Raw genomic sequence first — 18359 nt, 5'->3', positions numbered from 1 at the left:
TAAATATTGAAATTATCTGTCATTATACTAAATTACAATGTGCGCCATTTTTTGGAGCTCTGTATCAAAAGTGTTGAAGCAGCTTTAATTCATATTGATTCTGAAATCATCGTCATTGATAACTTGTCTGAAGATGATAGTTGTGACATGGTAAAACGCCAATTTCCGGAAGTGAAATTAATTGAGAATTCTAAAAATTACGGATTCTCAAAAGGAAACAATATAGCTGTAAAACAGGCTAAAGGAGAATATTTATGCATTCTGAATCCAGATACGGTTGTTGCAGAAGATACTTTTGAAATGTTGCTTAACTTTTCCGAAGCATATAAAAATCTAGGGATTCTAGGTTGTAAGTTAGTGGACGGTCAAGGACGATTTTTACCAGAAAGTAAACGTTATGTTCCTACACCAAAAGTTGCTTTAAAAAAGATGTTAGGTTTCTCAGATTCGTATTATGTCAAAGAACTTAATGAGACAGATGTAGGTGTAATTCCTGTTTTGGTTGGTGCGTTTATGTTACTTAAAAAGTCGATTTATGATGAGGTTAGCGGTTTTGATGAAGACTACTTTATGTATGGTGAGGATGTAGATTTGTCATACAAGGTAGGTGAATTGGGTTATGATAACATGTATAATGGTAAAACAACAGTTATACATTATAAAGGGGAAAGTACATTAAAAGATAAGGTTTATGCTAAGCGATTTTATGGAGCTATGCAAATATTTTATAAAAAGCATTTTAAATCTAGTGCTTTATTTAGTTTAATGGTTTGGTTTGGAGTGAGATTTGCAACTTGGTTTCAAAAGTCAACTCTAGAAATTAAAAGCAATCCAAAAAGTTTTGTATTTGTTTCCGAAGAAAAAAATAAAGCATTGGAAAAGGTTTTGAAAACGACATTAGAACTGCAACTGGAATGGGGTGGTTATCAAAATGACACTGAGTATATTTTCGACAATAACTACCTTAGTTTTAAGTCAATCATCGAAATCATTACCAATACACCTAAAAATTGTAGCACGACCTTTAAAATTCTACCAAAAAACTCTAACTTTATCATCGGAAGTAACAGTTCCAAAAGTAGAGGAGAGGTTATAACCTTTTGATAATAATTAATTGAAATAATCGCAACAAATGTGTTGTTTTTTAATTAATTTTGCAACCAACTAACAAAATACACACGCTAGATTACAGATATGGCAAAATTTGAACTAAAACTTCCTAAAATGGGAGAGAGTGTTGCAGAGGCAACAATAACATCTTGGTTGAAGAATGTAGGCGATACAATAGAAGCAGATGAAGCAGTTTTTGAAATTGCTACAGATAAAGTGGATAGTGAAGTGCCAAGTGAAGTAGATGGTGTTTTAATAGAAAAACTATTTGACGTTGATGACGTTGTGCAAGTAGGTCAAACTATTGCTGTAATTGAAATTAATGGAGAAGCAGGTGGTTCAATAGAAACTCCAAAAGCAGAACCAGTAAAAGAAATTGCAGAACCTATTGCAGTTGCTGAGGTTTCTAAAACAGTTGTTGCAGCAAAAGAAACTGCAACTCCAGTTGTTAGCTCAGGAGATCGTTTTTATTCTCCATTAGTAAGAAACATCGCTAAACAAGAAGGGATTTCTCAAACAGAACTAGATAGTGTTTTTGGCTCAGGAAAAGATGGTCGTGTTACTAAAAACGATATTCTTTCTTATATAGAAAATAGAGGTTCACAACCAGCTCCTGTTAAAGAAGTAGCTCAAGAAGCTCCAAAGGCAGCATCTGCTCCAGCTAAAACTGTTGAGAAGAAAAAAGAAGCAGCTCCAGTGGTTGCAAATGGAGAGGATGAGATTATAGAAATGACTAGAATGGGCAAATTGATTGCGCATCATATGGTTGAGTCTGTGCAAACGTCTGCTCATGTGCAAAGTTTTATTGAAGCAGATGTGACTAAAATATGGAATTGGAGGAAAAAGGTAAAAGATGGTTTCTTTAAAAGAGAAGGCGAAAACTTAACCTTTACACCAATCTTTATGGAAGCAGTTGCGAAAGCATTGCGTGATTTCCCAATGATGAACATTTCATTGCAAGGCGATACAATAGTTAAGAAAAAACATATCAATTTAGGTATGGCAGCAGCTTTAGGTAATGGTAATTTAATTGTGCCAGTTATAAAAGATGCAGATCAGTTAAACTTAGTTGGGATGACCAAAAAAGTTAATGATTTGGCTGGTCGTGCCAGAGATAATAAATTAAAACCAGATGATATTGCTGGAGGAACATACACGGTTACAAATGTTGGTACCTTCGGAAGTATTATGGGAACACCAATTATTAATCAGCCACAAGTTGGAATTCTAGCTTTAGGTGCCATTAGAAAAGTGCCTGCAGTTGTTGAAACTCCTGAAGGTGATTTTATTGGAATTAGATATAGAATGTTCTTATCTCATTCTTATGATCATCGCGTTGTGAATGGTGCGCTTGGCGGACAATTTGTAAAAGCAGTAAAAGATTATTTAGAAGCTTGGGATTCTAATAGAGAGATCTAAAAATCCCTGTATTTATGTCATTCAAAGTGAAACGAAGAATCTCATAAGTCTTATTTTAATTAATAGAAATATAAAAGTGAAAAGCACAGTTTTAGGACTGTGCTTTTTTTTGTATTCATTTTATGTACAAGTCTTAAGTCTATAAATCTCCCTAGTAAATATTTACTTACACATATTCTATTTATCTTTGCCCAAAATTAATAGTACATGCAACTCAACCTCACAAAACCCATCTGTTTTTTCGATTTAGAAACTACAGGAATTAATATTACTAACGATAGAATTGTAGAAATATCCATCTTAAAGGTGTATCCTGACGGAAAGGAAGAAACCTACACCAAGCGTGTCAATCCAACAATACCTATTCCGCCAGAAGTGACTTTGGTTCATGGGATTTCTGATGCAGATATAGCAGATGCACCAACCTTTAAAGAGATTTCTAAAGAGGTTTATACAATGATTAAAGATTCAGATTTGGGAGGTTTTAACTCTAACCGATTTGATATTCCTGTTTTAGCAGAAGAAATGTTACGTGCAGATATTGATTTTGATATGAAAAACACACAATCAATTGATGTGCAAACTATTTTTCATAAAATGGAACAACGTACGTTGAGTGCTGCTTACAAGTTTTATTGTGATAAAAATTTAGATAATGCGCATAGTGCAGAAGCAGATACTTTAGCAACTTACGAAGTTCTAAAAGCACAATTAGATAGATATGAAGACTTAGAAAATGATTCTAAGTTTTTGGCAGAATTCAGTTCACGTAAGAAATTCGCAGACTTTGCAGGATTCATTACCTATAATAAAGAAGGTGTAGAATGTTTTTCCTTCGGAAAGCATAAAGGGAAACTAGTAACAGAAGTTTTAGATAAAGAACCAGGTTATTTTGGATGGTTGCTTAATGCAGATTTTCCATTATATACTAAAAAGGTGTTGACTGCTATTAAGTTAAGAGCTTTTAATAATAAACTAAGTTAAAGACAGAAGACAGAAGAGTCGAATGAGTAAGCTTTGCGTCTTTGCGTCTTTGCGAGAAAAACAGAATAAGATTCCCGCTTTCGCGAGAATGACAAAATAAATTTTGCTAATGAAGATAATCTGCATAGGTCGTAATTACACAGACCACATTAAAGAATTAGAAAACGAAAAGCCAACAGATCCAGTTGTGTTTTTAAAACCTGATACATCTATATTATTAAAGAAGCAGCCATTTTTTATTCCAGATTTTTCTGACGATGTGCATCATGAAGTTGAAATTTTGGTGAAAATTAATAAGGTAGGAAAGCACATTGATAAGAAATTTGCTCATAAATATTATGATGACATTGGTTTAGGTATCGATTTCACTGCACGAGATTTGCAAGCGCAACTCAAAGCTAAAGGATTGCCATGGGAAAAAGCTAAAGCATTTGATGGTGCAGCAGTGATTGGAGAGTGGCTTCCGAAGAAAAACTTTGAAGATTTAAATAACCTAAATTTTAGTTTGAAAAAGAATGACGAGCTTGTTCAAAATGGGAATACGAGTTTAATGCTTTGGAAAATTGACGAAATTATAGAATATGTCTCAAAATATTTCACTTTAAAGATTGGAGATATTATATTTACGGGAACTCCAGCAGGAGTTGGCAGAGTAATTGCTAATGATAAATTAATAGGATTTATAGAAGACAAACAATTGTTTTCAATTACAGTTAAATAATGGAACAAAATTATAAATTAAATAGAGTAAAAGAATTAGCAGACAATGATATGGACTTTATTAAAGCGCTTGCCGAAGCGTTTATAGAAGAAGTGCCAGAAGATGCTGAGCGACTCAAAAATGCAGTAGCAACATCAGATTATAAAGAAACCTATCAAGCTGCTCATAAAATGAAACCAACCATAGATTTATTTGAGCTTGGCGTTCTCCAGGATCTTTTAGTCGTCCAAGATTGGGGTAAATTTGAAAAAGCAGGAGAAGATTGTTCTAGCCAGTTAAAATTAGTTTTAGCAGCTGTAGAACAAGCCACAGCAGAGCTTAAAGAAGACTTCAACTTATAATGTTAGCAGAAATTATTACCATTGGTGATGAGATTCTCATTGGTCAAATTGTTGATACAAATTCAGCATTTATAGCAAAACAACTTAATAAAATAGGTGTTTCGGTGTATCAAATCACATCTGTACAAGATGATCGAGACCATATTTTAAAAGCATTTGCAGAAGCCGAAGCTAATGCAGATATCGTTATTGTAACTGGAGGTTTAGGGCCAACAAAAGACGATATTACCAAAAAAACGATTACCCATTATTTTGACGATACTTTAAAGGAAGATATTTCCGTTAGAAAAAACATTGAGCATTTATGGGAAGTTTTTATTAAGAAACCATTGACTCAAGTTAATTTAGATCAAGCATTAGTGCCTTCAAAAGCAGATGTGCTTATGAATAAGTATGGTAGTGCTCCAGGCATTTGGTTAGAAAGAAATGATACTGTTTTTATTTCGTTGCCAGGTGTTCCTTTTGAGATGAAAGCACTTATTGATGATGAGGTGATTCCAAAATTAAGATCACGCTTTAAATTTCCTTACATACAGCATAAAACATTTTTAACCTACGGTTTAGGAGAAAGTATGGTTGCAGAGCGTATAGAGAAATTTGAAGATGAATTACCAGCGTTTATCAAATTAGCATATTTGCCAAGTTTAGGTCGTGTAAGGTTAAGATTGTCTGCCAAAGGAAATGATAAGTTGGTTGTTGAAATCGAAATGGAAAGACAAATCCAATTGTTAATGCCTCAAATAGCAGATATATTTGTTGGTTTTGAAGAAGACTTATCAATTGAGTCAGTCATTGGAACCTATCTTACAGAGCAACAAAAAACGGTAGCAACAGCAGAAAGTTGTACAGGTGGATTGTTAGCAGAACGTTTTACAACAAACGCAGGCGCATCAAAATATTTTAAAGGAAGCATTGTAAGTTATACAAAAGAAGCAAAGGTTAATGTGCTTAAAGTTTCCGAAGCATTAATAGATGAACATTCTGTCGTAAGTGGAGAAGTTGCAGAAGCCATGGCTAAAAATGTATTACAATTATTTAATACAGATTTTGCAATTGCTACAACTGGTAATGCAGGACCAACAAAAGATGATACAGCAGAAGATTTAGGAATTGTATATATTGCAATTGCCACAAAAACCCACGTATACTCTGAAAAATTCAGCTTTGGGAACCATCGTGTTAAAGTCATAAATAAGGCAGCAAATAAAGCCTTTGAAATGTTACAAAAAGAAATTTTAAAAAAGTAGCTGTTTTAGTTTGCCTGTATTACAAAGTTTTATTAAATTTGCACCCTGTTTAAAAATATCCATGAGTGGTATTTAAAGATAGGCACAGTATAACATCATATAAAGTTAGAAAGAAATGTCAAGAGTTTGTGAACTTACTGGAAAGAAAGCGATGGTTGGAAACAACGTATCTCACGCGATGAACAAAACAAAGCGTAAATTCAATGCTAATTTAATAAAGAAGCGTTTTTATATTCCTGAAGAAGATAAGTGGGTTACTTTAAAAGTAGCAACTTCAACGTTAAAAACAATCAATAAGATTGGTATTTCTGCTGCTTTAAAAGAAGCGAAATCTAAAGGATTTATAAAATAATAGCATCACGCGTTAAATACACGTACAATGGCAAAAAGAGGAAATAGAATACAGGTTATATTAGAATGTACAGAGCACAAAGAGTCTGGGCAACCAGGAACGTCTCGTTACATTACTACAAAAAACAAAAAGAACACGCCAGATAGAATGGAAATTAAGAAATTTAATTCTGTTTTAAAGCGTATGACCCTTCACAAAGAGATTAAATAATAATTCGAGATTTTCGCAAGAAAAAATCAAATAATACCCATATATAGTCATGGCAAAGAAATCAGTAGCATCATTACAAACAGGATCTAAGAGACTTACAAAAGCAATCAAAATGGTAAAATCACCAAAAACGGGAGCTTACATGTTTGTGGAGTCAGTAATGGCACCAGAGTTTGTCAGTGATTTTTTAAACAAGAAATAAATTAAACATTTAATGTTTGATTACGAACTGCTTTCATATTTGAAAGCAGTTTTTTTATGTTTATATTTGAGCAAATGTGACAAAATAGCAGTTAAAATTTTCGGCTCGACATTTGACTATTAGTTGTAAATACATATAACGAATGAGTTTTTTTAAAAAAATATTTTCTTCGGAAAAAAAGGAAACCCTTGATAAAGGGCTAGAGAAATCAAAAACAACGTTTTTTACAAAATTAAATAAAGCGGTTGCTGGTAAATCTAAAGTTGATGATGACGTTTTAGATAATCTAGAAGAAATATTGGTAAGTAGTGATGTTGGAGTAAATACAACACTAAAAGTTATTACTCGTATTGAAGAACGTGTCTCTAAAGATAAATATTTAGGAACTTCAGAATTAAATAAAATCTTACGCGAAGAAATAGCAGGACTGTTATCTGAAACCAATTCTGGTGAAGAAACAGATTATGTGATTCCTCAATTACCTAAACAAGCCGATGGCTCAAAAACGCCATACGTTTTAATGGTTGTAGGTGTCAATGGTGTTGGTAAAACAACAACTATAGGTAAATTAGCTTATCAATTTAAAAAGAAAGGATTTAAAGTTGTTTTAGGAGCTGCAGATACATTTAGAGCAGCAGCCATAGATCAACTTCAAGTTTGGGCAGATCGTGTGGATGTGCCAATGATTCGTCAAGACATGGGAAGTGATCCAGCAAGTGTAGCTTTTGATGCCTTACAATCTGGAGTTAATCAAGATGCAGATGTGATCATTATTGATACTGCAGGACGTTTACACAACAAAGTGAATTTAATGAACGAGTTGACCAAAGTAAAACGTGTCATGCAAAAAGTAATTGGAGATGCTCCTCATGATGTATTATTGGTTTTAGATGGTTCAACAGGTCAAAATGCATTTGAACAAGCTAAACAATTTACTGCAGCAACAGAAGTGACTACATTAGCGGTTACCAAACTTGATGGTACTGCAAAAGGTGGTGTTGTTATTGGGATTAGCGATCAATTTAAAATCCCAGTTAAATATATTGGAGTTGGTGAAGGTATAGAGGATTTACAAGTATTTAATAAATATGAGTTTGTAGATAGTTTTTTTAAATAGATTTTCTTTGAAAAAAGGAATTTCATAATTGAGAAGATAGATGGTCATTGAAACTAAAAAAGATGAACAGATTATAAAAATCCTGTTGATTGTCAATATTTTAGTTTCTCTTCATATATTGATAAGCTTCATTTGGAATTTTCTAATTGTATATTTTCAGGACCGCAATCCTTTAATCCCTAGTTATTTAATTGACTATATCAGTTTTCCGCTATATTTTATAGTACCTCTCTTTAGTGTAATTCTGTTTTACTGTGTTAGAAGTTTAATTTTAAAACAGTTGAACTCTACAGTCATCGTAAGTCTTTTGATTTTTATATTTGCTTTTTTTATTTATCAAAGTCAAGTTTATCTGTTCATTCAAAGTTTTAGTCCTTATGCTAGTCATAGTTAGGATTTAGTATTATTAGATATCAAGATTAATTTTACTTATTTTTATTAGAAATTCTAATCATGCGATATCTAATTCTATTTTGCTTTGTTTTATGTGTTGTAAGCTGCAAACCTTCCGAAGAAAAAAACTCAAAAGAAAACAATACTAAAGAGAGTGAGATAACTAAAGATTTAAGCGCAATATCTACAAAAGATTTTAGAGCGTTTAAAGTCTTAGACTCTAAATATCTTACCAAAGCTGAAATTTGGGAAACTATTAGTCCGCAAATGGAGGACTTTAAAGAATCTGATTACAATCGTTTCAAACCGTTGATTCTAGATCAAGACATCCCAACAATTCAAAAACATATCAATGCACGCAAATTTTCTTACGAGCAACTCACCAAGTTTTATTTATATCGCATTAGACAATTTGATCGCGAAAATGAGTTGTCTTTAAATTCGGTCATCGCTTTAAATCCAAATGTTATCATTGAGGCAAAGCAAAAAGATAGAGATTTACTTAATAAAATGCTGAAGCACCCAATTTTTGGGATGCCAATTCTATTAAAAGATAATATCAATACTTCAGGAATGCCAACAACTGCTGGAGCAGTAGCATTAAAAGATAATAACACAGATGATGCTTTTATTGTAAAACGTTTAAAAGATCATGGCGCTTTAATTTTAGGTAAGTCTAATTTAAGCGAATGGGCTTATTTTTTCTGTGGTGATTGCCCAAGTGGATATTCTGCAATTGGTGGTCAAACCTTAAATCCGTATGGTCGTAAAACTATCGACACAGGAGGTTCTAGTTCTGGTAGTGCTGTTGCAGTTGCAGCCAATTTTTGTGTCGCTGCAATTGGTAGTGAAACCTCTGGTTCCATTTTGTCACCAGCGAGTCAAAATTCTACTGTAGGATTAAAACCTACTATTGGTTTAGTGGGTCGTAGTGGGATTGTACCAATTTCTTCTACTTTGGATACAGCAGGACCAATCACTAAAAATGTAACGGATAATGCGATTCTTTTAGATGTTTTAAGAGGTGAAGATCCATCAGATTCAAAGTCTGATTTTGATTCATTAGTTAGATATTATACAGCAGGAAGTTTTAAAAAAGCGACTCTAAATAATAAACGATTTGGCGCTTTTAAAAGTTTGATGGAAGATGAATTATATGCAAATGCCATCGCTGTTTTGAAATCTCAAGGTGCAGAAATTATAGAAATTGAAGCTCAAGCGATAAATCTTCCAGATTTTGTCAGATTATTGAATCTAGATATGAAAACCGATTTGGTAAGCTATTTGGATAACTACGGAAATTCTAAACTAGGCTACACATCTATTGAAGATATCATGGCTTTTAATAAGGAAGATAGTTTGAATACAATGCCTTACGGACAACAATTATTCCAAGGTATTGCTGATGATTCTGCTACTGATGAGGAGTTTTCTAAAATCAAAGCGACTTTAAAAACCAACGGAAAACGTTTCTTTGACGAACCAATGAAAGCCAATAACTTAGATGGTGTTTTGTCTATTAATAATTATCACGCAGGTTTTGCTGCAGTAGCAGAATATCCAGCAATTACGGTACCAATGGGTTATACTAAAGCTGGAGTACCAAAAGGTTTGACTATTATTAGTTCTCGCTTAAGAGAAAAGCAACTATTAGAATGGGCTTATGTTTATGAGCAAGCTTCTAAAATGCGAGTTGCTCCTGAAACATATAATTAATTTATAACCAAATTAATCTTTTCCCAAAGTTCATTATCAAAATTTGAAAGCGCAAAGTTTGTACCATCTGCAGCTTCTCCCATTCTAATAACAACTAATTTTTTACTTGGTACGATATAGATTTTTTGATCGTTTTTTCCCAAAGCACAATACATATCACTTGGAGCATTTGAGATGAGTTCGCCATTAAACTCTAGTTGAGATTGAGGTAAGTGATAGCTAGATTTCCCGTTGAGCCACCATAAATAACCATAGGCTTGGTTGATAGATTGTGATGAGTTTGTAGCTTGATTTAAGAAATCTTGAGATACAATTTGAGTGTTTTCCCATTTACCTTTGGCAGAAGTTAGTAATCCAAAACGTGCCATACTTCTCGTTGTACTCCAATAGATATTCAAATCTCCTAAAGGAACCCAAGCTCCAGACATACCTATTCTGTCTTTTAGATTGGTATTAAAATAAGAGTTCCAAGTTTGATTGCTTGCGTTAGCAATAACATCTTGTAATTTTAAAAACACACCATGATATGCCCAACGATCTCCTGAGTCTGCAAGGTATTGTAGGTTTTCTGCGGAAATATCTTCACCTAAAGTATCGTCTAAACCAGAAGTCATAGATAATAGGTTTTTATTGGTAATGAGATTTTCTTTTTCTAAAGGAATACTCGTCCATCCAGTACCAATATAATCTGAAACTTTGTCATTAATATTTAAAATCCCTTCGTCTTGGGCAATTCCTGTAACCGTTGTTGTCAAGGTTTTTCCTGCACTTGCCCAATACCAAGATGAAGATTCGGTATGACCATTCATGTAACTTTCTACGACGATTTTTCCGTTGTGAAGCATGATGAACCCTTTGGTATTTTTAATTTCGAGATAGTCTAAGAGTGGTTGTTGTTCAGTGACATTCCATCCTATTTCAGACAAAGATTTGGTGTCCCACGTTTCCGAAGTAAGAGGAGGAAAATATATAGACTCTTGTTCAATGTAAGGTTGTGTGTCTTCCGAAGAACAACTAAAAAACAGAATACTACTTAAAATTAAAAGTGCTACACTCGAATATTTCATGGGATTAGTTTTGTAATAAGACCATTAAAGATAAAAAAGGTTTAACAGTTTATCACAAATCATTATGTATCTTTGCCAACTGAAATTTGACTATGAGAACTAAATCACTTAAGAAGAATAGAATCAACGTTGTAACACTAGGATGTAGCAAAAATGTGTACGATAGTGAAGTGTTGATGGGACAATTAAAAGCCAGTGGAAAGGACGTTGTTCATGAAGAAGAAGGAAATGTTGTCGTGATTAACACCTGTGGCTTTATCAATAATGCCAAGGAAGAAAGTGTGAATACCATTCTTGAATTCATGCAAAAAAAGGAAGCAGGAGAAGTTGATAAAGTGTTTGTAACAGGATGTTTGAGTGAACGTTATAAGCCTGATTTACAGAAAGAAATTCCAAATGTAGATGAATATTTTGGTACTACAGAGTTACCTCAATTATTAAAAGCATTAGGTGCAGATTATAAGCATGAACTCATTGGTGAGCGTTTAACAACAACACCAAAAAATTATGCGTATTTAAAAATTGCCGAAGGTTGTGATAGACCTTGTAGTTTTTGTGCCATCCCAATAATGCGTGGAAAACACAGAAGTACACCTATTGAAAATCTTGTTATCGAAGCTGAAAAATTAGCAGCCAATGGTGTCAAGGAATTAATTTTAATTGCTCAGGATTTAACATACTACGGATTAGATATATACAAAAAACGTAACCTTGCCGAATTACTTGAACATCTAGTTAAAGTGGAAGGTATTGAGTGGATAAGATTGCATTATGCCTTCCCAACGGGTTTCCCAATGGATGTTTTGGATATTATGAAGCGTGAGCCTAAAATTTGTAACTATTTAGATATTCCGTTGCAGCATATTAGCGATTCTATTTTAAAAAGTATGCGTCGTGGAACAACGCAAGAGAAGACCACAAAGTTACTTAAAGACTTTAGAGAAAGAGTACCAGAAATGACCATTAGAACAACATTGATTGTTGGTTATCCTGGTGAAACCGAAGAAAACTTTCAAACCTTAAAACAATGGGTTAAAGACATGCGTTTTGAGCGTATGGGTTGTTTTACTTATTCTCACGAAGAAAATACACATGCCTATAATCTTGAAGATGATGTACCTGAAGAGGTGAAAATGGATCGTGCTAACCAGATTATGGAAATTCAATCTCAAATTTCTTTTGAGTTGAATCAGCAAAAAATCGGACAAACATTTAAAGTGGTTATTGACAGAAAAGAAGGTAATTATTTTGTAGGTCGTACAGAATTTGATTCGCCAGACGTTGATAACGAAGTTTTAATTGATGCTACAGCAACCTATTTAAAAACAGGAGAATTTGCAACAGTAAAAGTTACAGAGGCTGAGGATTTTGATTTGTATGCTGAGGTTGTGAGTTAAGAAGGGGTTTTTTGACTAGTTCGTTTAACGTGATTGTGTATGGTTAGTTGCGTGGTTAAGCCTTAAATTTAGCAAATAAAAACCGAATAGAAAATCCGCGAGGATTTTCGTAAGTAAGCACGAACCGAGCAATTAATTATACACGGTGTTGCCAGTAGTTTTTACTATTACGCTGAAATATGTCCTTCCATTTTCATTCTCGTCTTCAATTTCAATTACAATGGCCTTGAACGATGAAGTCTTTAGCACTCTATAAATAGCTTGTGTTTGTTCGTGATATGCATTACCTAATTTATTAATTATCACGCCAATTGGTTTCTTTCCTGAAAAAGCATTTAAAGAACCAATTCTTTTGGCTACATCAGAAGGTTTGATTTCAAGTTTATCACCTACTTCAATTTTTTTAAAAGCATCCTTGTCATAAGTTTTGTCATTGAATCCCCGAAGTTTTAATCCTCCGTTTTCTTTTATATTTTCTTTTAGCAATTCGACATTTTCTTTTATACAATCGTTGCTGTTTTTTTTAAGCTCTTTTTCTATTTGAAGTGACTCTGGAAGAGTATTAATCAATTCAGAAATTTTCTTCTCTTGTTCCGAAAATTTACTTAATACCAAATCAACTTTATTCGTATTTTCTTCTCTGCTTTCTCTTAAAAGTTTATTTTTTTCATTCTCTAATTTCTCAATTTCTTTAATAGTAGATATTTCCTCACCAATTATATCCGCCCAATCAGCTATTGATGATTTTATAGTATTTTGAATGTTTTCTCCAATTGCTTGAATTACCTCTAATTCAGGATTTGCTATGCCAGATTCATTTTTTTTGTTCGTTTTGTATGTTCTCTTTATTAATGACATTACGCTTCTATCGATTTCATTAATTCTTCGGTAGGCAGAAATAGCGAATTTTTTTTGACTTTTTTCAAATTCATCTTTTGATGAGATACGAGATAAAATCCAAGAAAATGCTAAAGCAAATACGAATTGTAAAATATTATATAGAGTAGCTTCTGTTTTGGTAGTTTCGCTGTCTATTGTGGCAATTTGGAATATAATTGTTCCAGCTGTTAATATTCCGAAAATTATCGCACTAGTAATAGCTAAGTTATCTTTCTTATTTTCCATATGTTTATTTAAATTACTGGCAATGATTCGTGAATATAAAAGCGTTTCAATGTTTTATATTCTACGTTAAACGAAGTTAGCTTTTTTAAAATTCAAAATCAAGAAGATAACATGTATATAATCAGAATTTTATCACAAAATGTTAATACTTTATTTAGTGATAATTTCAACTTGCATTAAAATGGTGTGAGTTTCTATAATTTAATTACGATTTCAAAAGACTTTGATTTGTATGCTGAGGTTGTGAGTTAAGAGGCGTTTTTTTTTAGTTCGTAACGTTTATGTATAAGGATAGTTGCGGGTTTGTATGCGAGGATTTTCCGAAGGAAAATCAGATGTTACAAAAGTGCACGGACTCTTGATTAAGCACTAAACTAAGCATTGTTTTTATACGGTGTTGACATTTCGTTGTTTTTTTAGTTCAAATTATTTCTATAAATTCCGATTTTCGATTTTCAGAGTTTGAGTAAATTTAGTCGGCATTTTATTCCGTAATATTTTTCAATTCCGTTTGAGTAAGCAATTCCGAAACTTTCTAAATTCCGCAATTAATCCAGTTTTTGGTTTTCAGTTCAGATAATTAAAATGATATAAGAAATGCCCTTATTCTATAACCCCAAATCGTCATAATAGTAATTTCAATTATTTGAAGTAGTATAATGAAAAATATAATCCTAAAAAATGTATTTTCTTTTTTCCAAATTAGTATTGATACCACTATTATTTGAAGAATTCCGAATATTATATTTAAAGCATAAATAGCAATATCACCACCTGATGCACTCATATGGCTATAAAAAATATAACAAAACATTAAAAATGAAACCAAACAATTTATTAGAATCCATTTATTTAATTTGTTCATATATTATTTATCGAGTTTGAGTGCGTTCCGCAATGAATGGCAATGATTCGTGAATATACAAGCGTTTCAATGTTTTATATTCCACGTTAAACGAAGTTAGCTTTTTAAAAATTTAAAATCAAGAAGATAACATGTGGATAGTCAGAATTTTATCACAAAATGTTAATACTTTATTTAGTGATAATTTCAATTTGCATTAAAATGGTGTGAGTTTCTATAATTTAATTACGATTTCAAAAGACCTTGATTTGTACGCTGAAGTTGAGAGTTAAGAGGCGTTTTTTTTTAGTTCTTTTAATGTTGTTGTGTATGGTTAGTTGCGTGGTTTAGCAACTAAATTAGTAAACAAAAACGAACGCAAGAAAATTCCGAAGGAATTTTCCAAATAAGTACTTGCCAAAGCAATTAATTATACACGGTTTTGGCAAATCGTTTTTTATTTCCATCCTAAATACATCAAGTTGGGTAGTATGAAAAATGTAAAAACAGGAATTATAAAAATCAGAAGTAAAAGCAGGTATAATTTCAAATTCCATTGATAAAAATTATTTTTTCTAATTAAATCAACAATACCATTTATAAAAATAAGTGCTAAGCTTGTCAATGCTATTGAACCTCCATAAAATAGCATAGGCATTAAGAAAAATTCAGATTGAGCTCTTCCTGCACCTGTCAATTTCATTCCCTTTACAGCTTCATTAATGCTCCAAATTAATAGATATAATTCGTATAATAGACCAATAATCCCTAAAAGCAATGTTAAATGCTTAAATGGTTTATAAATATCTATATCCTCTATATTAGATTTATTTTCATCCATTGTTGGCAATAGTTTTTTATTCAGATGCTTTTTGAACAGAAACTACCGAATCATTCTTTAATTGAACAAAAAGATACCAATTCAGATATTCATTAGCTTTGACATTCGTTTTGTATAAGTGACTTTTTCCATTATAAAAGTCATTTATTAAGAATGGTTTTCCTAATATTTTTTCCAAATCAACTTTTGTCTTGTTAATTAATAATTCAGTTTCGATTATATTAGTCATCATACAGAATCTTGAATCTATATTTGATTTCCATTCATTAGAGTTAAATTCAGTTTTTTTTGGACAAATTGATTTGGAATCTTTATTATTAAATAAAAATGTTATTGAAAAACCAATTAATCCTAAAATCAGAATTGTTATTATATATTTTTTATTCATTTTAAATGTTTGCCAATGTTTCGTGAATATAAAAGCGTTTCAATGTTTTATATTCCACGTTAAACGAAGTTAGCTTTTTAAAAATTTAAAATCAAGAAGATAACATGTAGATAGTCAGAATTTTATCACAAAATGTTAATACTTTATTTAGTGATAATTTCAACTTGCATTAAAATGGTGTGAGTTTCTATAATTTAATTACTCTTGTAGAAGACTTTGATTTGTATGCTGAGGTTGTGAGTTAAGAGGCGTTTTTTTTTAGTTCGTTTAACGTTTATGTATAAGAATAGTTGCGGTTTTGTGTGCGAGGATTTTCCGCAGGAAAATCAGACGTAACAAAAGTGCAACGACCTTTGATTAAGCACAATGTAGCAATTATTTTTATACGGTGTTAGCAAATCGTTTTATACTTCACTTTTTCCAATTTTCCTTTTACTATTTCCTTTTCACATTTAAGCAAGTCAACTCTTCTCCTCAATAAGCAGGCTTATTATTTTATTTCTATCTTTTTGAATTTATCCTCAATTTCGATTTCCAATTCAGCATTTCCAGTCATAAAATCCCACATTAAAGAGTCAAAGTCATCAAATTTGCCACTAATAGATTCAGTGTCTGATAATATTTGAAAAGTAAGATTGTCAATAGTTTTTAATCTACAGTTGGATAATTTTAAAGGGACGAAAGTTTTAAACCAACTTTTACTTTCTCCATCAACTTTAAAGAAATTTAAGACTAAACGACCTTTATTATCTTTTTTAGGTTTAGAGTTTGAATCTCTCCAGCCTTCATTTTCTATATACCAAGCCTCGTTAATTTGCAAAAACAAACAATAATCATAGTTTTTAGAAACAGATATTTTGTCACCAAGCTTATTAAAGAAGTTTTCAGATTTTTTTTCTAGTTTATCAAAAATAGTGTCGTTTTCTATCCACTCCATATTGTCTATCTTCAAATATTTTAGGTGTTGTTTTTTATGTTTGCTAATGATTTGTGAATATAAAAGCGTTTGAATGTTTTATATTCCACGTTAAACGAAGTTAGCTTTTTAAAAATACAAAATCAAGAAGATAACATGTGGATAGTCAGAATTTTATCACAAAATGTTAACACTGTATTTAGTGATCATTTCAACTTGCATTAAAATAGGATGAGTTAAAAGGCGTTTTCTTGACTAGTTCGTTTAACGTGTTGTGTATGGTTAGTTGCGTGTTTGAGCAACTAATTTAGCAAATAAAACACAGATAGAATATTCCGCAGGAATATTCGTAAGTCGGCAGTGACTAAGCAATTAATTATACACGGTGTTAGCGAAAGTTTTTTTATTCATTAATCATAAATTCACTCACTACAGAACTTTTTTTAGATTCCATTTCGCAAGTCCAACTATCTATCCACCATCTTCCATTTTCGTAATGAAGTTGAATACTATTCAGTCCTCTAATATTTGATTCAGTTTTTGGGTCAGTTCGTATTTCAAATGCACTCCAGACTTGTGCAATATTTCCATATTTACTGACTTTTCTTTTAAGTTCCTTTTCGTAAAAATCCTCTTTAGGTGATAATACGATTGGTATATATTCCGCTTCAAGAGTATGTGATTCTGCTTTTCCATTTTCGGCCAGTCTTGTTATAACAGCATTTTTTGAATGAATATATTTATCTCTTTCAAATTCCCAAGGTTCACTACTCGAACCTGAAACAACATCATAATATGCATTTATTATTGCATCAACTGATTTTACGTCTTCTGCGTATTTTTCTTCGTTAGTTTGTCCGAAAATTGAATTGAAAGCGAAAATTATGCTAATTGATGTAAGAATTATTTTATTCATATCGGTTGGTTTCTAATTTTTGCTAATGATTTGTGAATATAAAAGCGTTTGAATGTTTTATATTTTACGTTAAACGAAGTTAGCTTTTTTAAAATTCAAAATCAAGAAGATAACATGTAGATAGTCAGAATTTTATCACAAAATGTTAATGGCATATTTAGTAGTTATTTCAATTTGCATTAAAGTAGTCGACTTTTTTAAATAAAAATAGAAGATGTTTTGTGTCTAACAACCATCTCTTGGTCCAAAAGTAAATACCAATTCATAATCCATTTTTTCTCCTTTAGCGTTTTCTGCAGGTGACCATTTACCTGGAATATTCTTAATGAGTTCCATGAATTTTTCATCAATAGAAGGGTAACCCGTTGTCATTGCGTCATGTTTTACATTTGAAACTATTCCTTCTTTTGTAACTATAAACGAGAGTTTAATGGCTCCAAGGTCATCACCTTTAATAACGTTCATACTTTCTTTGCTGTTATCTTTAAGATAGTTGATAAGCGCTTCGTTACCATCAATGTAAGTAGCTTGTTTATCTGGAACGACAGTGATGTGAGGACCAAAAAAACGCTCTTCCATTTTACCATTTTCCTTATTCTTTTCCTTGAATTGGGTTTTAATTGTAAAATGACTAAAATAATCTGTTGATTTTAAGATTTTTAGTTGCGCATCAGTAAGTTGAGCGCTTTCTCCATATTCTTGTATGTCACTTTGCTGATTATTTTTTATAACAATAATCCCTACAGAATTGATAAGATCTATTTGTTCTGCTTCTCCATCATTTAGAAAATCATAAATTGTAGTGGCTTCATCGATATCTGATTTTTTTATGGCTGCAAATCGTGTTTCTACTCCATAATATAAATCTGGGATGCTCTTGTTTATTGGGAGTTCCATATTTGAGCTTTCAAAAGCAAGATCTTTACTGTTTGATGGGTTTGCTTCATCGGTTTTAATTGTATGGTCACAACTTGTGAAACCAAAAATTAATACACATAGTATAATTAGTGTTGTACTTGAAATGATAATTGCCTTTTTCATAATTGATTCGTT

19 protein-coding genes are annotated in these 18359 nt (G+C 31.9%); 12 read left to right on the top strand and 7 right to left on the bottom strand.

The window, feature by feature from the left end; all coding sequences use genetic code 11:
• Positions 1-6: 6 nt before the first annotated feature.
• The 11 genes from IM744_RS11815 to IM744_RS11765 all read left to right on the top strand — a co-directional run bounded on the left by IM744_RS11815 (position 7) and on the right by IM744_RS11765 (position 9812).
• The gene (locus tag IM744_RS11815) at positions 7-1104 is read left to right on the top strand and encodes a glycosyltransferase family 2 protein (RefSeq protein WP_194508344.1); all 1098 of its coding nucleotides are present in this window, start codon (positions 7-9) and stop codon (positions 1102-1104) included.
• Between the two features lie 90 nt (positions 1105-1194).
• Positions 1195-2529, top strand: a complete 1335-nt coding sequence (locus IM744_RS11810) for a dihydrolipoamide acetyltransferase family protein (RefSeq protein WP_194508343.1) — start codon at positions 1195-1197, stop codon at positions 2527-2529.
• A 207-nt stretch (positions 2530-2736) separates the two neighbouring features.
• Positions 2737-3513 carry a 3'-5' exonuclease gene (locus IM744_RS11805; protein ID WP_194508342.1) on the top strand — a complete coding sequence of 259 codons (777 nt, stop codon included), beginning with the start codon at positions 2737-2739 and terminating at the stop codon, positions 3511-3513.
• 109 nt (positions 3514-3622) lie between these two features.
• On the top strand, positions 3623-4234 hold the full coding sequence (locus IM744_RS11800) for a fumarylacetoacetate hydrolase family protein (RefSeq protein ID WP_194508341.1): 612 nt from the start codon (positions 3623-3625) through the stop codon (positions 4232-4234).
• Positions 4234-4575 (top strand): Hpt domain-containing protein, encoded by a 342-nt coding sequence (locus IM744_RS11795; RefSeq protein WP_194508340.1) that lies wholly within the window; start codon positions 4234-4236, stop codon positions 4573-4575. The genes IM744_RS11800 and IM744_RS11795 overlap by 1 nt, the downstream gene beginning before the upstream one ends.
• Positions 4575-5822: a CinA family nicotinamide mononucleotide deamidase-related protein gene (locus IM744_RS11790; protein WP_194508339.1), complete on the top strand. Its 1248-nt coding sequence runs from the start codon at positions 4575-4577 to the stop codon at positions 5820-5822. Before IM744_RS11795 ends, IM744_RS11790 begins: the two co-directional genes overlap by 1 nt.
• Positions 5823-5937: 115 nt before the next feature.
• The gene (gene rpmB, locus IM744_RS11785; RefSeq protein WP_194508338.1) at positions 5938-6174 is read left to right on the top strand and encodes a 50S ribosomal protein L28; all 237 of its coding nucleotides are present in this window, start codon (positions 5938-5940) and stop codon (positions 6172-6174) included.
• Between the two features lie 27 nt (positions 6175-6201).
• Positions 6202-6384 (top strand): 50S ribosomal protein L33, encoded by a 183-nt coding sequence (rpmG, locus tag IM744_RS11780; protein WP_028872792.1) that lies wholly within the window; start codon positions 6202-6204, stop codon positions 6382-6384.
• Between the two features lie 49 nt (positions 6385-6433).
• Positions 6434-6586, top strand: coding sequence for a DUF4295 domain-containing protein (locus IM744_RS11775; RefSeq protein ID WP_173588131.1), 153 nt, complete (start codon positions 6434-6436; stop codon positions 6584-6586).
• Between the two features lie 142 nt (positions 6587-6728).
• On the top strand, positions 6729-7703 hold the full coding sequence (ftsY, locus tag IM744_RS11770; protein ID WP_194508337.1) for a signal recognition particle-docking protein FtsY: 975 nt from the start codon (positions 6729-6731) through the stop codon (positions 7701-7703).
• A 453-nt stretch (positions 7704-8156) separates the two neighbouring features.
• Positions 8157-9812 (top strand): amidase family protein, encoded by a 1656-nt coding sequence (locus IM744_RS11765; protein WP_194508336.1) that lies wholly within the window; start codon positions 8157-8159, stop codon positions 9810-9812.
• Here IM744_RS11765 and IM744_RS11760 read toward each other — a convergent pair.
• Positions 9809-10879: a serine hydrolase domain-containing protein gene (locus IM744_RS11760; RefSeq protein WP_194508335.1), complete on the bottom strand. Its 1071-nt coding sequence runs from the start codon at positions 10877-10879 to the stop codon at positions 9809-9811. The genes IM744_RS11765 and IM744_RS11760 overlap by 4 nt on opposite strands.
• A gap of 92 nt (positions 10880-10971) precedes the next feature.
• Between IM744_RS11760 and rimO the strand changes: the two genes are divergently transcribed.
• On the top strand, positions 10972-12276 hold the full coding sequence (rimO, locus tag IM744_RS11755) for a 30S ribosomal protein S12 methylthiotransferase RimO (RefSeq protein ID WP_194508334.1): 1305 nt from the start codon (positions 10972-10974) through the stop codon (positions 12274-12276).
• A gap of 132 nt (positions 12277-12408) precedes the next feature.
• Here rimO and IM744_RS11750 read toward each other — a convergent pair whose 3' ends face one another.
• The 6 genes from IM744_RS11750 to IM744_RS11725 all read right to left on the bottom strand — a co-directional run bounded on the left by IM744_RS11750 (position 12409) and on the right by IM744_RS11725 (position 18347).
• A complete protein-coding gene (locus IM744_RS11750; RefSeq protein WP_194508333.1) occupies positions 12409-13401 on the bottom strand; it encodes a hypothetical protein in 993 nt (330 codons plus the stop codon).
• A gap of 1301 nt (positions 13402-14702) precedes the next feature.
• The gene (locus tag IM744_RS11745; RefSeq protein WP_194508332.1) at positions 14703-15086 is read right to left on the bottom strand and encodes a hypothetical protein; all 384 of its coding nucleotides are present in this window, start codon (positions 15084-15086) and stop codon (positions 14703-14705) included.
• Between the two features lie 16 nt (positions 15087-15102).
• Complete coding sequence (locus IM744_RS11740) at positions 15103-15474, bottom strand: hypothetical protein (protein WP_194508331.1); 372 nt, start codon at positions 15472-15474, stop codon at positions 15103-15105.
• A 490-nt stretch (positions 15475-15964) separates the two neighbouring features.
• Positions 15965-16426, bottom strand: a complete 462-nt coding sequence (locus IM744_RS11735) for a hypothetical protein (RefSeq protein ID WP_194508330.1) — start codon at positions 16424-16426, stop codon at positions 15965-15967.
• A 367-nt stretch (positions 16427-16793) separates the two neighbouring features.
• Positions 16794-17306: a hypothetical protein gene (locus IM744_RS11730; protein WP_194508329.1), complete on the bottom strand. Its 513-nt coding sequence runs from the start codon at positions 17304-17306 to the stop codon at positions 16794-16796.
• A 225-nt stretch (positions 17307-17531) separates the two neighbouring features.
• Positions 17532-18347 carry a hypothetical protein gene (locus tag IM744_RS11725; RefSeq protein ID WP_194508328.1) on the bottom strand — a complete coding sequence of 272 codons (816 nt, stop codon included), beginning with the start codon at positions 18345-18347 and terminating at the stop codon, positions 17532-17534.
• Positions 18348-18359 lie beyond the last annotated feature (12 nt).

The sequence above is a fragment of the Psychroserpens luteus genome, from assembly GCF_015319355.1.
In the GTDB taxonomy this organism is placed as follows: Bacteria; Bacteroidota; Bacteroidia; order Flavobacteriales; family Flavobacteriaceae; genus Psychroserpens; species Psychroserpens luteus.
The sequence above is the reverse complement of the archived record's forward strand: the minus strand, read 5'-3'. Positions and strand labels throughout refer to the sequence as shown.